Source organism: Neorhizobium sp. USDA 3394 (genome assembly GCF_056280385.1).
In genome coordinates this window covers 1087445-1102756 of sequence record NZ_JBWCDU010000002.1, presented here as the reverse complement: position 1 = coordinate 1102756, position 15312 = coordinate 1087445, and the positions used below count along the sequence as shown (strand labels likewise).

Below are 15312 nucleotides of genomic sequence, written 5' to 3'. Positions count from 1 at the left end.
GCCTTCCTTTGGACGCGGTCAGTGTTCCCTATGGACAGGGTCCCTTTTCCGATTCCCGCAATCCCGCATGGCTGGAGGGTCCTTCAGGCCACACCCGTAAGGGGCCGAGATTTGGGCTCCCAGCGGCGATGGGGCTCAAGGCCCGAAAAGACTGGGCTTAAAAGTGTCGGTGCTGCTCGGCGTTGCGCGTCTCCGTGATTTGAGAAGCGTAGATGCTTTGAGCAAGCCCTCCTAAAAACGGCGCGCCTTGGGCGGCAGGCTTCGGATTGGAACTGTGTTGCCGGTTATGACGACTGCCTGGTCTACTCGGTAGCACTATATTCGACCGGGCAGTAAACCTTGCAGGAGAGGCAAGAGGGGGGCGTGATAGCCCTGCTCCTGATCGTCTTTTCGGTCGGCTACTTCATCGCCAAGCGGTGGCGCCCTCGCAGTTGATGGGCGGTCCGACCGCGAACAGGACTTAAATAAGGATCTCCATGCCCGGGGACCCAACGTTTTACCAGCTGGCAGCTTCGCACGCCGCGGACCCCCACCGCCGGCATTGGCATCGACGGGCAAGGGTCGACGAACCCGGATGCTGCGATGCACAAATTATATTGCGTTGCTTTATCTGCCTGCCATAATGGGTTCGAGAATGAACCCATCTTTTGCAGGAGTGACAAGAATGTATGTAGCATTCCGCGTGAATAGGACAGATGGCCAGCGGAAACTCGTTGAGCACCTTGCCCGGTTTAATCTCGTGCCACCTCAAAACTGCACCGTAACCTTCCGCCAGCAGCATGCGGTGGTATCCTCCCAATATTCTTACGCGTTGGGTACAGCTTTGACTGCGTGGCGCCACTAAGTGGGGAAACGCTTGCCCGCCATTCTCGGATCGATGGGTGCTCGTCAAATTTGAGCGAAGGGGCGATCACCTCGCTCACCGCCCAGTGTTTCGTTGCGCGGCCGGGCATCTTCTGCCATAAATTCATTGCTGTCTTCGGCAAGGGACCGCGCGAACTTACGCCCGCGCATTTCGCCTTTGGGTAACGTCCGGACCGAGATGGCACCTCGCCCTGCCCGCGCCGGACGGTTTCGGGGCCGCTTTTGGCTGGGAATTTTCAGGCAACATCTGGCTTTGCTTCCGTTGAGATACGCGGGTTCCTTTTGTTCGTTGACTCGGACCTGGACATCGCCGTCGCCGCCCAACCGGGGCTGTCATCCCGATACGGGGGTGATCGGCGATGAACCTCAGGCAGATCGAAGTTTTTCAGGCGGTTATGCGCACCGGCAGTATCACGGCAGGCGCCGAATTGCTCAACCTCTCCCAACCGGCCGTCAGCCGTCAGATCGAGCGGCTGGAGCAGGTCTCGAAACTCAAGCTCTTCAGCCGTGTCGGCCGCGGCATTCAGCCAACCCCCGAGGGCATGGCGTTTTATGAAGAGGTGAAGCGTGCATTCGTGGGGTTGGAGAACCTTCGCCACATCGCCGATACGATCAGCAATTTCAACACCGGCCATCTGCGCATCACATCGATTTCCGCGCTCGGGTTCGGTTTTTTGCCACGGGTGATCACGCGCTTTTCGAAACAGCATCCGAACGTCGATGTTTCGCTGCAGGTTCGCAGCGCCGGCGCGGTCAGAGGCGTAACGGCCACCCAGGAGTTCGATCTTGGATTTCTGCCTGGTCCCCTGAATGACGGCGACCAGCATCTGGAACATTTCACCAATGTTGACGCGATGTGCATCCTGCCTTCCGACCACCCTCTGGCAGACAAATCCGAAATCGTACCAGGCGACCTTTCCGGTGTGCCGTTCATCGGGTTCGTGAAGGATGACGTCACCCGGCGGCAGGTCGATCAAATCTTCGCCGATGCGGGTGTCAAACCGAAGCTGCATATCGAAACCCAGTATGCCGCGACCGTCTGCAACTTCGTCGCCAACGGCGCCGGTGTGTCGGTCGTCAGCCCATTTGCCGCGCTCGACTTTGCGGGCCATGGGCTCGTCATGCGCAACTTCCGCCCAGCGGTCAAACTGCAATATCTGATGGCAAGGCCCAGCTTGCGACCTCAGTCCGCGGTGACCAGCAGGTTTCTTGCGGTTTTAAGAGAGGAACGGGACAGCGTCCTCGCGCAGATCAGCATGGCCGCGGTGTAGATCGACGCTCCCCAGAGATCTCACGGATAGAGTTCCTGGACCGGTCCGCCCACCGGAGAGCAGACGTGGATTTCCTCCATCATCTTGATTTTTTGGTTTTCTCTTCCTGACTTGTGAGCTCGATGGGCGGAGCCGTCTTGAGCTGCGTGTGCTCATATTACACCCGCGCATGAATTGCGATCATATTTCGATTGGACGCTGACCTCGGGATCCGCTGAATTCGCAATAGTTCGGCACGCAACCGTTTCATTCCGATCGGCGCATTCGGATCGCGCTATCGCCGCTTCAAGCCTTGGTCTTCAGCGCGAGAAAACGGCTCCGCCGACTGTGGATCTCGATTGCCAACAATCCATCCCGCCAGACGATGGACGAACCAAAAGGGGAAGGCAGATATGCAGTCAAAAACTCAAAAAAGGATGGCGGCCCTCGATCGCAGGGGCTTCATGGCGGCGTCGGGCACCGCGCTGCTGGCCGCGCCATTCATACGAACCGCCTCGGCCAAAAGCCGTACCCTGACCATCCGTGACCCGGGCGGCCCGGTCGGAGAAGCCTACAGGAAAGCATTCTTTGAACCGTTCAGCAAGCGGGCCGGGATTGACGTTGTCGGCGTCCAATCCTCTCACGGCCCGACCGGTGAGATCAAGGCGATGGTCGAGGCGGGCAACTATGCCTGGGACGGCGCGCTGCTGGACATGAGCGATGTCGCTGTCCTCACGGACCGCCAGTATCTCGAAACGGTTTCGGGACCGGGAGGTCTTGGACCGAATGCCTCGCAGATCCCTGCCGACCTGCGCAACGACTTCCTGATCGGAGCAATGGGTTATGCCACGGTCCTTGCCTATCGCACGGACACGATGGGCCGACAGCCACCCAAAAACCTCGCGGACTTCTGGAATACCGCCGCAATTCCCGGGGTGCGTTCGCTTCGCAAACATCCCAACGGAACACTTGAACCGGCGCTGTTGGCTGACGGGGTCGAAAAGGCGCATCTTTACCCGCTCGACCTCGATCGGGCGTTCAGGAGCCTCGACAGGATCAAGAACGATATCGCGGTGTGGTGGACAGGTGGGGCGCAGACCTCCCAGATGCTCAAGACCGGCGAGGTGGACTGCCTCCTGACCTGGAATGCGCGGGCGCAGGTCGCAATCGACGATGGCGCCCCGGTTAACATCGTCTGGAAGGACGGAATGTTCTCGTTTGCCGGCTTCGCCATTCTCAAAGGCGGCCCGAATGTCGAACTGATGCGCGAGTTCGTGGAATTCGCTTCAGCGGGCGAGCGTCAGGCAGAGTTCGTCAAGCACTCGACGAGCGGCCCATGCAATCCGAAGGCCTTCGACTTCATCGAGCCCAAGCTTGCCAAGATCCTTCCCACAAACCCCAGCTACTTCGCGGAAATGTTCGTCATGGACGCGAGATGGTGGGGCAGCAACAACGCCATCGCTCAAGAACGCTACGAGAACTGGCTGGTCGGGTAACGCCCGGCCAGGCTTCACGATGGCTCCAACGCGGGCATCGGTCAAATCTCATATCCGGGAGGTATTTGCATTGAAAGAACACATCAACAAGCTGGCGATCCGGGGACTTACAAAAAGATACGGATCGGCCACCGCCCTCAGTCACGTCGATCTTGATCTGGCGGATGGTGAATTTCTGACCATGCTGGGCCCGTCCGGCTCCGGCAAGACGACGCTCCTGTGGGCGGTCGCAGGCCTCAATCAGCCTGACGACGGCAAGATATGGATCGATGGTCGCGAGGCGACGTATCTGCCCGCGTCAGGTCGCGACATCGGCATGGTCTTTCAAAACTACGCGCTGTTTCCCCACATGACGGTGGCCGAGAATATCTCGTTTCCGCTCGAGATGCGGAAAATGCTTGCCGGTGAGCGCTTGCCGGCAATCAGGCGGGCGCTTGAAATGGTGAAACTGGAGCATGTCGGAGACCGCTATTGCAATCAGCTTTCGGGCGGACAGCAGCAACGTATCGCCCTGGCGCGTGCGTTCGTCGCCAATCCGTCGATCGTTCTCATGGATGAGCCGCTTGGGGCGCTCGACAAGAAATTGCGCGACCATCTGCAATTGGAGATCAAGCGGCTGCATGCGCAGCTGGGAATGACAGTTCTTTACGTGACGCACGATCAGGAGGAAGCAATGGTCATGTCGGACCGCATCTGCCTGATGAACCGCGGACGGATCGAGCAGATTGGCGCACCTGACGAGCTCTACTTCCGGCCCAAAAGCCTGTTTGCGGCAGACTTTCTCGGTGAGTCGAATCTCATCAGCGGCAGGATCATCGCTGAAGAAGCGGGATGTCTTGTCCTGGAGCTGCCGGGAATCGGGACGATCCGGAGCCGGCGCACATCGGCAGACGTGCATGGCCCCGAGGTCGTCCACTTCACGCGGCCGGAATCCATCGAGATCCTTCCCGAGGCGGAGACCAGGGCAAACCAATTGCGTGGTCAGGTGACTGAAGTTGTCGTTTCAGGGGCGATCACCAAATTGTTCATCCGCGTCGGAGAGACTTCCACATTGCAGATTTCGCAGCTGACCCGCGGTTTGCGAGGTGTTTGCAAAGGCGAGCTGCTCACCATCGGTTGGGACGATGACGTCGGCAGGGTCTTCTCTGACGACAAGCGGGAGGCTGCGTGATGGCGAGAGTTGATTTTGTCGCCGGAACCGCCCCACCGCTGCGCATCTGGCCGACATGGAACAAGCTCTATTGGCAGACCGGACCCGTGGCGGTGTTTCTGCTATCGCTGTTCGTCATTCCTGTCGTGATGCTTCTGGGCTTAAGCTTCCTGGATGATCGCAGCCTGCCGTCGCTTGAACATTACCAACGGCTGATCGAAGTGCCCCTCTATGGCAAGGTGCTGCTCACGACCATCAAGGTGGCTTTCTACACCACGCTGCTTTGTGTCGTTGGCGCCTATCCGGTGGCCTATCTCCTGTCGATCTCACGTGGATCAACCCGTAACTGGCTGATTATTCTGGTCTTGATGCCGTTTTGGACGAGCTTCCTCGTGAGGGCGTTCGCATGGATCGTGCTTCTCGGTCGCAAGGGCGCTGTTAATCAGATCTTGCTTGCCATGGGGATTGTCGATGCCCCGCTCCAGTTGATCTACAACTTCGCCGGCGTGATGATCGGCATGACCCATGCTCTGATGCCGTTGGCGATCTTGACGCTTCTGGCGGTGATGGAGGGTATCGACCCGAACCTGCCCAAGGCTGCTGCGACGATGGGGGCAAAGGGTGGGACACGCTTCTGGCGGATCTACTTCCCCTTGACCATGCCTGGCGTCGCGTCCGCGGCGCTTCTGGTCTTCATCACGTCACTCGGCTTTTTCATCACCCCAGCCCTTTTGGGTGGCCCTCACGACACGATGATTGTCCAGCTCATCATATTCCAGATCAGGGAAGTCCTGAACTGGCAATTTGCCGGAGCCATCGGCGTTCTGCTCGTCATAACCTTCATGGCGATCTTTCTCGTCTACGACCGGATATTCGGCCTGTCGGTTATCGGAGGGAGCGCCCAATCACGCGTGCCAGCCAAGAGATCGTCCATAAGACGGTGGGCGGTCCTTGCTGGAAACGCCATCACTTCCGTGTTGGCCAATCTTACCGATGCGGCCATCTACGCATTGACGATCCTGAAACAAGAAGAGACAAACCGAGGTCGCAGAACGCGCATCGGACTCTACGCAGCTTGTACGTTCGTCCTGGCCTTTCTCGCGCTTCCCACCCTTTTCGTTCTGCCGGTCTCGTTCACCTCCGAGGCCTTCCTCACCTGGCCTCCAAAGCTTTTCTCGCTGCAATGGTATCAATTGGTGCTGGACTCGCCGGTATGGCTCGGCGCGGCTGCGAGATCCTTCATGGTTGCGCTCGTCGCTGCCACCATCGCAATGCTGTTTGCCGTGCCCTGTGCCTTCGCATTGGCGCGCGACAATTTTGCCGCAAAGCCTGCCCTGTTTGGGCTGGTTGTTGCGCCGATGATCGTACCGAACATCTTCATCGCCGTTGGCCTGTTCTTTCTCTTTTCTCGGATTGGAATTGCCGGCACCACGTTTGCGGTCGTGCTTGGGCACACGGTCATTGTGATCCCATATATCGTCATCACCGTGCTTGCCGTCATCAAGGGTTACGATCGCAATCTCGACTATGCGGCCGCCACGATGGGTGCAAGCGGCATGCAGACCTTCCACCGCGTGACATTTCCCCTGATCCGCTCCGGCATCATCGCGTCGTTCATGTTCGCATTCATCATTTCCTTTGACGAGTTGACGATCGCTCTGTTTGTCACCGGCGGCCGCATCACCACCCTGCCCAAGCTCATGTACGAGGATGCCCTCCTGTCGGTGAGCCCGCGTCTGGCCGCCGTAGCGAGCCTCCTGCTGGTTTTCATGAGCATCATGATCGTGGTTTCGGAATTGATCCGACGCAAGGGAGGATACCGCCGTGGTCAGAATTGAGCCCTCCACCAACAGCCAAACAGGACAAGCCGGATCGGCGAACCGGACGGATCGAATCGTCGGGAATGGGGTTGAAACGCCGATCTCAACGCTTCTCGACTTTGACAAGGACGGCAAGCAGGACGGGTCCCTTCACCTTTACCATTCACGGGAAACCAACGGCTATGGCTACATTCCGATCCCGGCGATTTCGCTCAAGAATGGCACTGGTCCGACGGCCCTGTTGGTCGGCGGCAATCACGGCAACGAATATGAAGGGATCGTTGCGCTGATGAACCTTGCCCGCGATCTTCAGGCGGAATGGGTGCAAGGTCAGATCATCATCCTGCCATCGCTGAATTTTCCCGCGGTGATGGCAGGGACAAGGTCCTCCCCGCTTGATGGATCGAACCTCAATCGCTGCTTTCCCGGCGACGCCTTTGGCAGTCCGACGCAAGTGATCGCGCATTATGTCAGCACGGTACTTTTGCCCCGCGCCGATCTGGTGCTCGACCTGCACGCCGGTGGACGTTCCTCGGAGTTTATCCCCTGCGCGCTGTTGCGCGAGGATGAAAATGGGCAACAGCCCGCCGAATTGCGGCGCCTGGCCGAATGGTTCGGCGCGCCCGTCAGCTTCTTTAGCAAGGGCAAGGGCGGAGGGGGCAGTCTGACCCTTTCGGGCGAATGTACGAGACAAGGCATAGCCTGCCTAACGGTCGAACTCGGCGGAGGTGAAATGCTGTCCCTGCAAGGGCTCCAGCTTGCCAGCGAGGGGACAAAGAGGATCCTGAAACAAGTCGGCATCCTGCCCTCGATCAACGTGACAACACCAAACGCGACGCGCTGGATGGAAAAGAGTTCAAACAGTCGCCTGCATGCTCCTGTCGCCGGAATATTCGAACATCGCATCCAGCTGGGCGAATATGTTTCCACCGGCAAGCTCGCGGGGCTCATTCATTTCCCGGACTTCCCCCTTTGCGAACCCAAGGAAGTGCGTTTCGAAACATCTGGCTATGTCTTGTCCCGCCATATACCCGCCTTGGTTGGTAGAGGCGACGAGCTGTGCACCTTCCTCAATGACGAAGCCAGGTCATAAGGCAATGATCAGGCAAGAAAATGAGAGCAGACCGGTTTGCGTCGTCGAGCCAAATCCTTCTCTGTCCGGCATGCAGTGCGTCAAATGCCAAAGGACTTGGCCGATCGGCGACTATTTTTACGGTTGTCCGGCCTGCGCTGCGGCAGGGGCGCCCGCGAGCGTTGCACCGATTTTTGAGAGTTTTTTGGAATTGAGGGGCGCCGGAGAAATTGCAACCTGGCTTGCCTATCCGGGTCATCCCCGCCTCGGTGAGGGAAATACCCCTCTCCTCGAACTGACCGAGACCGCGGCAAAGAACAAGGTCAGATGGCTGGGAATAAAGAACGAGGGCGCAAATCCCACCGGCTCGCACAAGGACAGAATGAGCGCGGCCGTCGTTCGCAGAGCCCTCGATATCGGCGCCCGCACGCTCGCGGTCGCTTCAAGTGGAAATGCCGGCGCCTCGCTCGCGGCATATGCGGCCCATGCTGGTCTCAAATGCGTGGTGGTCACCACCGCAGCCATGGCGTCAGGCTGGCGAAAAGCCATCGAGCTGCACGGCGCCGAGGTTATCGTGGCGCCGAACTCCGCAGCGCGATGGGAGCTGGTTTCTGTCCACGCCAAGTCAGGTGAATGGTATCCGGCCAGCAATTTTACAATCCCGGCCGTCGGCAGCAACCTGTTCGCCGTGGACGGGTACAGGGCGATCGCGCTTGAACTCTTTCTGGCTTTGGGTGCGGAACAGCCAAGCGATATCATCGTGCCGGTGTCCCGGGGGGATCTGCTGTGGGGACTGACAAAGGGGTATGCCGACCTTTTCGGCGCCGGTCTCGTGAGAGACATTCCGCGAATTCACGCCGCTGAACCGTTTCCCCGAATCGCGCGGGTCATGGCGGGGGAAGACTATGTGGGACAGTTTGATGGGCAGTCGCCGTTTCTCTCTCTGGGTGGAACAACCGTCACCTATCAGGCGATCGCTGCGCTGCTCAGCTCGCGAGGAGCGGTCGCCGGGCCGTCGGCCGATCAAACGATCGCCGCGCAGCGCGAACTGGCGCAAGCAGGCCTCTTCGTGGAAAGTTCGAGCGCGATTGCGCTTGCCGGACTCAAGATCCTGCGCGAGCAGTCTGTCATTACACAGGATGCGTCAGTTGTGCTGATCCTGACGTCACACGGCTATAAAGAGAGCTGATAAAATCTCCAGTAGGAGACGTTCACGGCGGTTGTTCGAGACGGTGCCACAGCACCATCATGTCGCAGGCTCACTACATCAAACGCCCCATGTCATATGGCGCGTCCGTTGCATAAAGACGCAAGGCGGACGGCAAAATCGCTTGCAGCGCACCCGCAAGAGAGATCCGCGAAAGGACGCTGCCCACCGCATCTGTAATGGTGACTGCGGTCAGCGTGAGAGGTTCCTCTGACCTGAGATGGTCGGCGATGGTGGAGCGAATTGCCTCGGTGGCAGGACGGATCGCGGCTTCAAGGCCGCTACAGTCCACCCCCGCGGTGTCGGCTACTCTGCCCGCCAGGCTGCAACCTCCCGCCATGCGCGGGACCAACGACCGTGATCATCGAGCGCACCCCGACACGGCCGGTTCCCGAAATATCCCTTCATAATTCAAGGCTGGCTTCGTAAAACTTCTCGATATCGCCGAATTAATTCACACGAACTTTGCACTGATTAGGTCCCTGCCCTGCTAAGATCAACCGGCGAAAGTCGATCCAGGGTGTGGGCATGGCGGTCCGTAAGATCAAGCATGGTGATGTAGCAAGCGTCCTGGCCTTGATGCAGAGGCACGCGGACGTCGAGGGCTATGGTGATATTTTCGCCATTGACGAGCAGGCACTAAGCCGGCTGGTCGTCGACCGGGCGCCGCCGGCCTGTAACATCCTGGTCAGCGAAAACCCGGAGGGGAAAATCGTCGGGTTCGCGCTTTATTTTGTTCTGGAATTCACGTTTAGAAACAGGCCCATGTTGTATCTGAGCGACTTGATGGTCGATGAAGCCCATCGTCGACAGGGGATCGCGCGGGAATTGATGGGGGCCATGTCCAGAGAAGCCGCGATCCTGGATTGCTTCCGTATCAAATGGGGTGTTTCGAGTACCAACCCGGAGGCGATGGCGTTCTACGAGAGTCTTGGTGCCATTCGGGAAAGAGGCAAATTTTACTACGTGCTCGACGAGGTGGCATTTAGGCAGTGATCATGCGCAAGGCCCTGCTCTGGGAACGTCAATGCAATTCGGCATCGAACCTGCCGTCGCCTCCCCGTGGTCTTGGCGTCCCGCCATAGTTCTCGGACGCACCGTGACGGTCCGCGCGAAGAGGATTGTGGTCGAGGCTCGGCTTGGGCCATCTGCCCTTACCTGAGTCAAGAAGCCTCTATACCGTATTGCAAATGTGCCATGGCATTCGCGAGACTGGCTTCGATCTGGTTTTGGGTTTCGCCGACCGCGATGACATGGCCGATCCGGTCCCGATAGTCGCCATGCCGGCGGACTTCATCCCCTTCTGCCATGTAGAGTTCAACCTCCGAGACCGACGAGATCGCGCGGGCGGCATACAGATCCGACGCCCATCGGACGACCCCCTCGGCGCCTGGATGGAGGAATCGGATGGATGCCCGCCGGCGTCTTTGCGGAGTCAGATCGATCTTTGCACCGGTGACCAGCTTGATCGTCTCGGAGACCACGTCGATGCCGGTGGCCAGCCTTGTCAGTTCGGGGATCATGTCCCCACCCATCCGGGGGTTGACCTCGATGATGACCGGCCCTCGCTCGTCCAGGCGCAACTCCGTATGCGCCGGCCCCCAATGAAGGTGCATCGCGTCAAGTGCGGATACGACCGTGTCGGCAATCGAAGCCTCGTCGACCTGGCGCAAAAGCGCCGGGAAATCGTGGCCCACCTCGACGAAATACGGCAATTCCCCCAGATGTTTCCTGGTGATGCCGAGCACGACATCTCCAACTGTCTCAACGGAATATTCAGGTCCCACAATGAATTCCTCGATCAGGATCTCCCGGACCGTTCCCTCGCTGCCGGTCGAGAGCAGATGGGCCACCTGCTCTCCAACATCTCCACTGTCCAGACAAAGGCGCACACCGGTGCTTCCACTTCCAATGACTGGCTTCACGATCACCGGAAATCCGATCCGGGTCGCTGCTTCGACAGCGGAGGGAATACTGTGGACCAGTTCATAGGCCGGCGTCAGGAAGCCGGCATTCTTGAGCGTACCGCGCTGGAGGAATTTGTTCTGGCAGTTGTCGATCGCTTGGTGATCGCCGCCGGGGAGTCCCAACCGGTGGCAAAGACGAGCGGCCATTGCCGCGTAAGCACCCGAAGTGGACAATATCCCGGCAATTGGTGCCTGTGACTGGAGTTCATCACAAACCAGAGCCATCTCCGCAATATCGCAGGTATCGGCAATGATCGTGTCGATGGCCTCGCCGGCCAGATTTCGATAGCGATCACTTCCGCTTGTCACCAAAACCGGGCAAAGCCCCTGGTGGCGGGCCGCTCGAACGAAGAGATGTCCGGTGGTGCTGCTTTCCAGGAAAACCAGTTTTCCGTCTGGCATCGTGTTGCCTCCTTCTGTGATCTTCCGCGGCTGTTGACCCGCCGCGACATCCGCCGGGAACCATTGTTCTACGGCACAACCTCGCTACGGGCTCGCCTGCCCCAGGCGAAGCGTGTCCAGCTGGTAAATTTCGAGCCCGGTTCCGTTGTCGTTGCGGGACATTCGGTCCTGCTGTCGATCCAGTCAGGACTGTTTGCAGCCAGCCAGTCGTCGTCATAGGCGGTATCGATGTATCGATGGCCTTCGTCGGGCATCAACACCACGGTATTTTTGTCCCGATGGCGGCCACTCCACCAGGCGGCGACCTTGAACGCTGCCCCGCTTGTCGGGCCCATGAACAGGGCGTGACGGTGGTGCAAATCGCGGGTTCCCCGAAATGTCTCGGCAGCGGAAAGCCAGTGGACCTCATCCACTTGGGTATGGTCGATACTCTTCGGAACCATGCTGCCGCCCAGCCCACGGATCAAGCGCGACGCATCCGGCTGCCCGAAGAGGACGCTGTTCATCGTGTCGACCCCAATCACGAAGAGGTCCGGAAACAACATGCGCAGATAACGAGCCGTGCCGCAGAGCGAGCCGCCTGACCCGACGGTTCCGACGAGGCAATCGACGCGGCCGATCCGTTCGACCAGCTTTGCGGCGACCCTGGCGTAGGACAGCGGGTTGTCCGGATTGTCATACTGGCAAGGCCAAAATCGGGAGCCGTTTTCGGCAAGCAGCAGGCGCAGGCGGTCGAGCCGGGCCTGCTGCAAGCCCCTTTGGGGCTGCGGATCCGTGATGATCTCGAGGCGGGCGCCAAGCTCCAGTAGCCGCCTTTGTAGTTTCGGATCGATTGCCCAGTCACAGACAATGATCAGCCCATTGCCGGACTGTGCAGTCAACATTGCGAGCGCCAGTGCGAAAGTGCCGGAAGATGTCTCGCAGATACAGCTTCCGGCTGTTAACTCCCCGCGTTCGAAAGCCTGTTCGAGGATAAATCTGGCTGGCAGGAGCTTCATCAGGAAGAACGCCGCGCCGTACAGGTTGCTGTCGATCTGTACCAGTCGAGGATCTTCGAAATCCTCGAGATTTCGAAAATGGGAATATGCCATATTGCTCTCCCCTGGGGGTCGAATGTTTACGCGTTGAAGATCCGGAATTGGAAGTCGGCTGCGCCGAGAGCGGAAATCGCACGATCGATCTTCTGCGACGTTTCCGGCCCTCGGGGGTCGAACATCAGACCCACGACGGTTCCGCTATGGGCGACCTGGACGCCGAAGGCTCCACATCGGCTGGCGATCTCCTGAAGCGCGCGAAGACCTGGTTTCGGCAGGAACCTCTCATTCAGGTTGGCGCTTGCGGTTGCAACCCTGCCGATGAGATCCAGGTCTCCAAGCCTGATGGCCCTCCTGAGGAGGCTGCGTAGGGACTTGAAGGCCTCGGCTTCGAACGTGTCATAGCGGGCCGGCACGAAATCGAGTGTCGGGACCGTCTTCAACGGCTCGGTATCGACACTGATGATGTCGATCGGAGGAACGGGTCGGTGGAATGGCTCGATCACGATCCCTTCCCGCTGGGCGAACAATACGGCGCTCTGAGTAAAGAGGGTCGAGTCACAGGCCGTCTCCGCCTCGACGGCGACGCGCATGATCTCTTCCTGGGTCCAACTGAGACCAAGGTAGTCGATGGCTGCGTGGATGGCCGCCAGCACATCGGCGGTCGACGAACCAAGGCCTCGGCCGACGGGTATGTCAGACGCAATGACAAGGTGTCCACCGCAACGTTCAATTCCTGCCCGGCGCATGGTGAGTTCGGCAGCCCTGCGCGCTTTTTCGCGGGAGCAGGGAGAGACCGTTACTTGGTCATGTGAGTTGGGAAAAAACACCGCCTCTGACCTCAGATGACGGCAGGGAAGCGAAACCAGTCCCCGATGTTTATGACTTCTCTCGTCTTCGAATATACCCTGCAGGATCTCACCGTGATGAGCCCAGGCCTCTCCAAATCCTCGCGCCTTCGGCATTTTCGACCTCCCATGCTCCCGCGAATGACGGACGAACCGTTTTGATCCTGTCACTGTGCGGGGAAAAACTCTACACGAGCATTGTTAAGTTTATGCAATTATTTGTTGAGTTCTTTGCAAAAGACGGGACTTGCATCATGCAAGATCTGTGCGATCCAGCTCGCCGCTATCTCCGCTTGCGGATGTCGCGAACGAACCGCCAGGGATCAGTCGATGGACGACTGGGTGCCGTTTGGCTTGTCCCGCGAACTGCTCGCAATTCTGCGACTTGCAGCCTGCCAAACACGGCACATAATTGCGCGCAAACGCTTTTCCTGCATTGGGCTAGCCAGGTCGCTTGGCCGGGAGATATCCAGTATTCCGGTCATATCCTGATGCAGCTTTTCGAGGATGGACGGTTGTCTCCGACTCTGATGCTGGTTTCCCCCAGTTTGGACTTTCTTCTTTTCATGAAGCATATGCTGGAAACAGACGGTTTCGCCGTGGTACTGGCCAAAGATCCCGACGAGGTCGTCGAACGGGCCGAAATGATCAAGCCGCAGGCGGTGATCGCCGAGTGCCGTGCCTCAAGCACGATGTGTCGTGACCTGTGTACACGGCTGAAGACCGCACAGTCGACGCGCGCGATAGCCTTCATACCTTTGATCGAACAGGGTGCGGAGGCGCTTTACCTCGAGATGATCCAGGCAGGGGCTGACAGGCCGTTCCATCGCCCGTTCGAACCAATCAAGCTTCTCGAATATCTCCGTACACTGTCTGCCGACGGGCAGCGCTCGGACCAGCAGGGAATCCTGAAGTCAGGTGGGATCGAACTCAATGTCCGGACCCGCAGGGTTCAGCGCGATGGCAGGATCGTCCAGCTGGGTGCCCTGGAGTTCAATCTCCTGCAAATTTTCCTGCAAAGTCCGGGCCGGGTCTTTCGCCGCGAGGAGTTGATCGCACTCGGTTGGCCCGCCAATACATTCGTTGACGATCGTACCGTCGATGTCCGGATCGGGCTGCTGAGGAAATCACTGCGCGCAAACGGCGGAACAGACGTTATCCGTACGGTCCGCGGCATCGGCTACGCATTCGATGCCGAACAGGACTGACGCTTGATAGGCTTGCGGCGGATCTTTCCGCTCCACTATGACATTTGGCTGGAAAGCAATGCCGGAGCTAACCCAGCTCGGGCAGCGGCACAAAGGGACGCCCCCGGTGAAGGAAAATCTGACCCGCACATGGCCGGCCTCGAGTACTGCCTGGAGATCCCGTTGAACACAAACGGCCCGCATCCCAAGATCGGGGAGGCCCTCATACCGTTCCCGTCCATCATCATGGACCGCCTTCGGAGGGCGGTGGCTGCTGGCGACCAGGCGGTGTTGTTCCGTATGGTCACGGAATAAGCTTCAACCGCGTCGCGTTGACGGCGGCTTGTGCACTCGTACCGGCATCGAGCTTCTTACGTGCATTGGACATGTGAAAACACACGTTGGAATACTTCATCCCTTCGATGATCGCGATGTCTCGAAGCGACTTTCCCTGGGCATACCAGGTCAAACAGGCGACTTCTTGAGGTTTCAGTTTAACAAGCATTTTTCCGCTTGCCCGACCACGGACCCGCAATCGAGCGTGAATATGCCCGACGGTCGCGGCTGCAAAAACGGGGTCGATTTCCAAACTGATCGTTGAAGCATCGTGGCGAGAGGCTACCGTGAGCATTGCCATTCCCCCGAAACCGATTGAAATCGGGAATGACAAGCCTGACCGGATGTCAAACGCCGCCGCCCGGCTAAAAAAATCCCGGGCCCATTGATCTTGGTCCTGGTAGTTGCTGGCGGACCACCGGAACGGACGCATTGTCCGCCTTGCCGTGTTTACGACCGGGTCGATGGAAAAATATGAGTTAGCGAGATAGTCCGATTGCCAGGCATCAGGATAATTCGACCTCGCGAAGATCTTCCGCGAGCCCAATCCGAGATAGGCATAAAAATCGAATCCGGACTCGCGAGTCAACGCAGCAAGGAAGGGCTCGAAGTCCGAATTTGTCTCGGCGGCTTCCAGCGCATCATTCAGCGCCTGCAACAATCGAGTCATGACGGTCCC

Annotated in this window: 13 protein-coding genes; 8 read left to right on the top strand and 5 right to left on the bottom strand. The window is 58.7% G+C overall.

All coding sequences use genetic code 11. The features are described from left to right. The first annotated feature begins 1223 nt into the window (after positions 1-1223). From ACZ9EJ_RS26815 to ACZ9EJ_RS26790, 6 genes are all read left to right on the top strand, one after another. Positions 1224-2135, top strand: a complete 912-nt coding sequence (locus ACZ9EJ_RS26815; RefSeq protein ID WP_046641868.1) for a LysR substrate-binding domain-containing protein — start codon at positions 1224-1226, stop codon at positions 2133-2135. A 443-nt stretch (positions 2136-2578) separates the two neighbouring features. Further along, positions 2579-3610 (top strand): ABC transporter substrate-binding protein, encoded by a 1032-nt coding sequence (locus ACZ9EJ_RS26810; RefSeq protein ID WP_251090543.1) that lies wholly within the window; start codon positions 2579-2581, stop codon positions 3608-3610. Positions 3611-3680: 70 nt separating this feature from the next. Further along, the gene (locus ACZ9EJ_RS26805) at positions 3681-4781 is read left to right on the top strand and encodes an ABC transporter ATP-binding protein (RefSeq protein WP_046641870.1); all 1101 of its coding nucleotides are present in this window, start codon (positions 3681-3683) and stop codon (positions 4779-4781) included. Beyond that, complete coding sequence (locus tag ACZ9EJ_RS26800; protein WP_052764682.1) at positions 4781-6598, top strand: ABC transporter permease subunit; 1818 nt, start codon at positions 4781-4783, stop codon at positions 6596-6598. Before ACZ9EJ_RS26805 ends, ACZ9EJ_RS26800 begins: the two co-directional genes overlap by 1 nt. Then, entirely contained in the window at positions 6585-7673 is a 1089-nt protein-coding gene (locus ACZ9EJ_RS26795) for a succinylglutamate desuccinylase/aspartoacylase family protein (protein ID WP_251090542.1), read from the top strand. Before ACZ9EJ_RS26800 ends, ACZ9EJ_RS26795 begins: the two co-directional genes overlap by 14 nt. A gap of 4 nt (positions 7674-7677) precedes the next feature. After that, positions 7678-8841: a threonine synthase gene (locus ACZ9EJ_RS26790; protein ID WP_046641871.1), complete on the top strand. Its 1164-nt coding sequence runs from the start codon at positions 7678-7680 to the stop codon at positions 8839-8841. A 73-nt stretch (positions 8842-8914) separates the two neighbouring features. On the opposite strand, the gene ACZ9EJ_RS26785 is transcribed toward ACZ9EJ_RS26790, so the two are convergent. Continuing rightward, positions 8915-9199, bottom strand: coding sequence for a DUF6894 family protein (locus ACZ9EJ_RS26785; protein ID WP_046641872.1), 285 nt, complete (start codon positions 9197-9199; stop codon positions 8915-8917). 188 nt (positions 9200-9387) lie between these two features. Here ACZ9EJ_RS26785 and ACZ9EJ_RS26780 point away from each other — a divergent pair, with 188 nt between their 5' ends. Next, positions 9388-9855, top strand: coding sequence for a GNAT family N-acetyltransferase (locus tag ACZ9EJ_RS26780; RefSeq protein ID WP_052764683.1), 468 nt, complete (start codon positions 9388-9390; stop codon positions 9853-9855). A 167-nt stretch (positions 9856-10022) separates the two neighbouring features. Here the strand turns inward: ACZ9EJ_RS26780 and ACZ9EJ_RS26775 are convergent, their stop codons facing one another. From ACZ9EJ_RS26775 to ACZ9EJ_RS26765, 3 genes are all read right to left on the bottom strand, one after another. Beyond that, entirely contained in the window at positions 10023-11228 is a 1206-nt protein-coding gene (locus ACZ9EJ_RS26775; protein WP_046641873.1) for an ATP-grasp domain-containing protein, read from the bottom strand. A 68-nt stretch (positions 11229-11296) separates the two neighbouring features. Further along, positions 11297-12319: a pyridoxal-phosphate dependent enzyme gene (locus tag ACZ9EJ_RS26770; protein ID WP_046641874.1), complete on the bottom strand. Its 1023-nt coding sequence runs from the start codon at positions 12317-12319 to the stop codon at positions 11297-11299. A gap of 26 nt (positions 12320-12345) precedes the next feature. After that, positions 12346-13227, bottom strand: coding sequence for a GHMP family kinase ATP-binding protein (locus ACZ9EJ_RS26765; RefSeq protein WP_052764684.1), 882 nt, complete (start codon positions 13225-13227; stop codon positions 12346-12348). A 41-nt stretch (positions 13228-13268) separates the two neighbouring features. Here ACZ9EJ_RS26765 and ACZ9EJ_RS26760 point away from each other — a divergent pair, with 41 nt between their 5' ends. Beyond that, complete coding sequence (locus ACZ9EJ_RS26760; RefSeq protein WP_255736667.1) at positions 13269-14318, top strand: winged helix-turn-helix transcriptional regulator; 1050 nt, start codon at positions 13269-13271, stop codon at positions 14316-14318. Positions 14319-14601: 283 nt separating this feature from the next. On the opposite strand, the gene ACZ9EJ_RS26755 is transcribed toward ACZ9EJ_RS26760, so the two are convergent. Further along, the gene (locus tag ACZ9EJ_RS26755) at positions 14602-15303 is read right to left on the bottom strand and encodes an autoinducer binding domain-containing protein (RefSeq protein ID WP_052764685.1); all 702 of its coding nucleotides are present in this window, start codon (positions 15301-15303) and stop codon (positions 14602-14604) included. Positions 15304-15312 lie beyond the last annotated feature (9 nt).

Bases quoted from the DNA above. Each gene is read 5' to 3' on its own strand.
- ACZ9EJ_RS26815 (WP_046641868.1), top strand. From the start codon at position 1,224: ATGAACCTCAGGCAGATCGAAGTTTTTCAGGCGGTTATGCGCACCGGC.
- ACZ9EJ_RS26810 (WP_251090543.1), top strand. From the start codon at position 2,579: ATGGCGGCGTCGGGCACCGCGCTGCTGGCCGCGCCATTCATACGAACC.
- ACZ9EJ_RS26800 (WP_052764682.1), top strand. From the start codon at position 4,781: ATGGCGAGAGTTGATTTTGTCGCCGGAACCGCCCCACCGCTGCGCATC.
- ACZ9EJ_RS26790 (WP_046641871.1), top strand. From the start codon at position 7,678: ATGATCAGGCAAGAAAATGAGAGCAGACCGGTTTGCGTCGTCGAGCCA.
- ACZ9EJ_RS26785 (WP_046641872.1), bottom strand. From the start codon at position 9,199: ATGGCGGGAGGTTGCAGCCTGGCGGGCAGAGTAGCCGACACCGCGGGG.
- ACZ9EJ_RS26780 (WP_052764683.1), top strand. From the start codon at position 9,388: ATGGCGGTCCGTAAGATCAAGCATGGTGATGTAGCAAGCGTCCTGGCC.
- ACZ9EJ_RS26775 (WP_046641873.1), bottom strand. From the start codon at position 11,228: ATGCCAGACGGAAAACTGGTTTTCCTGGAAAGCAGCACCACCGGACAT.
- ACZ9EJ_RS26770 (WP_046641874.1), bottom strand. From the start codon at position 12,319: ATGGCATATTCCCATTTTCGAAATCTCGAGGATTTCGAAGATCCTCGA.
- ACZ9EJ_RS26765 (WP_052764684.1), bottom strand. From the start codon at position 13,227: ATGCCGAAGGCGCGAGGATTTGGAGAGGCCTGGGCTCATCACGGTGAG.
- ACZ9EJ_RS26755 (WP_052764685.1), bottom strand. From the start codon at position 15,303: ATGACTCGATTGTTGCAGGCGCTGAATGATGCGCTGGAAGCCGCCGAG.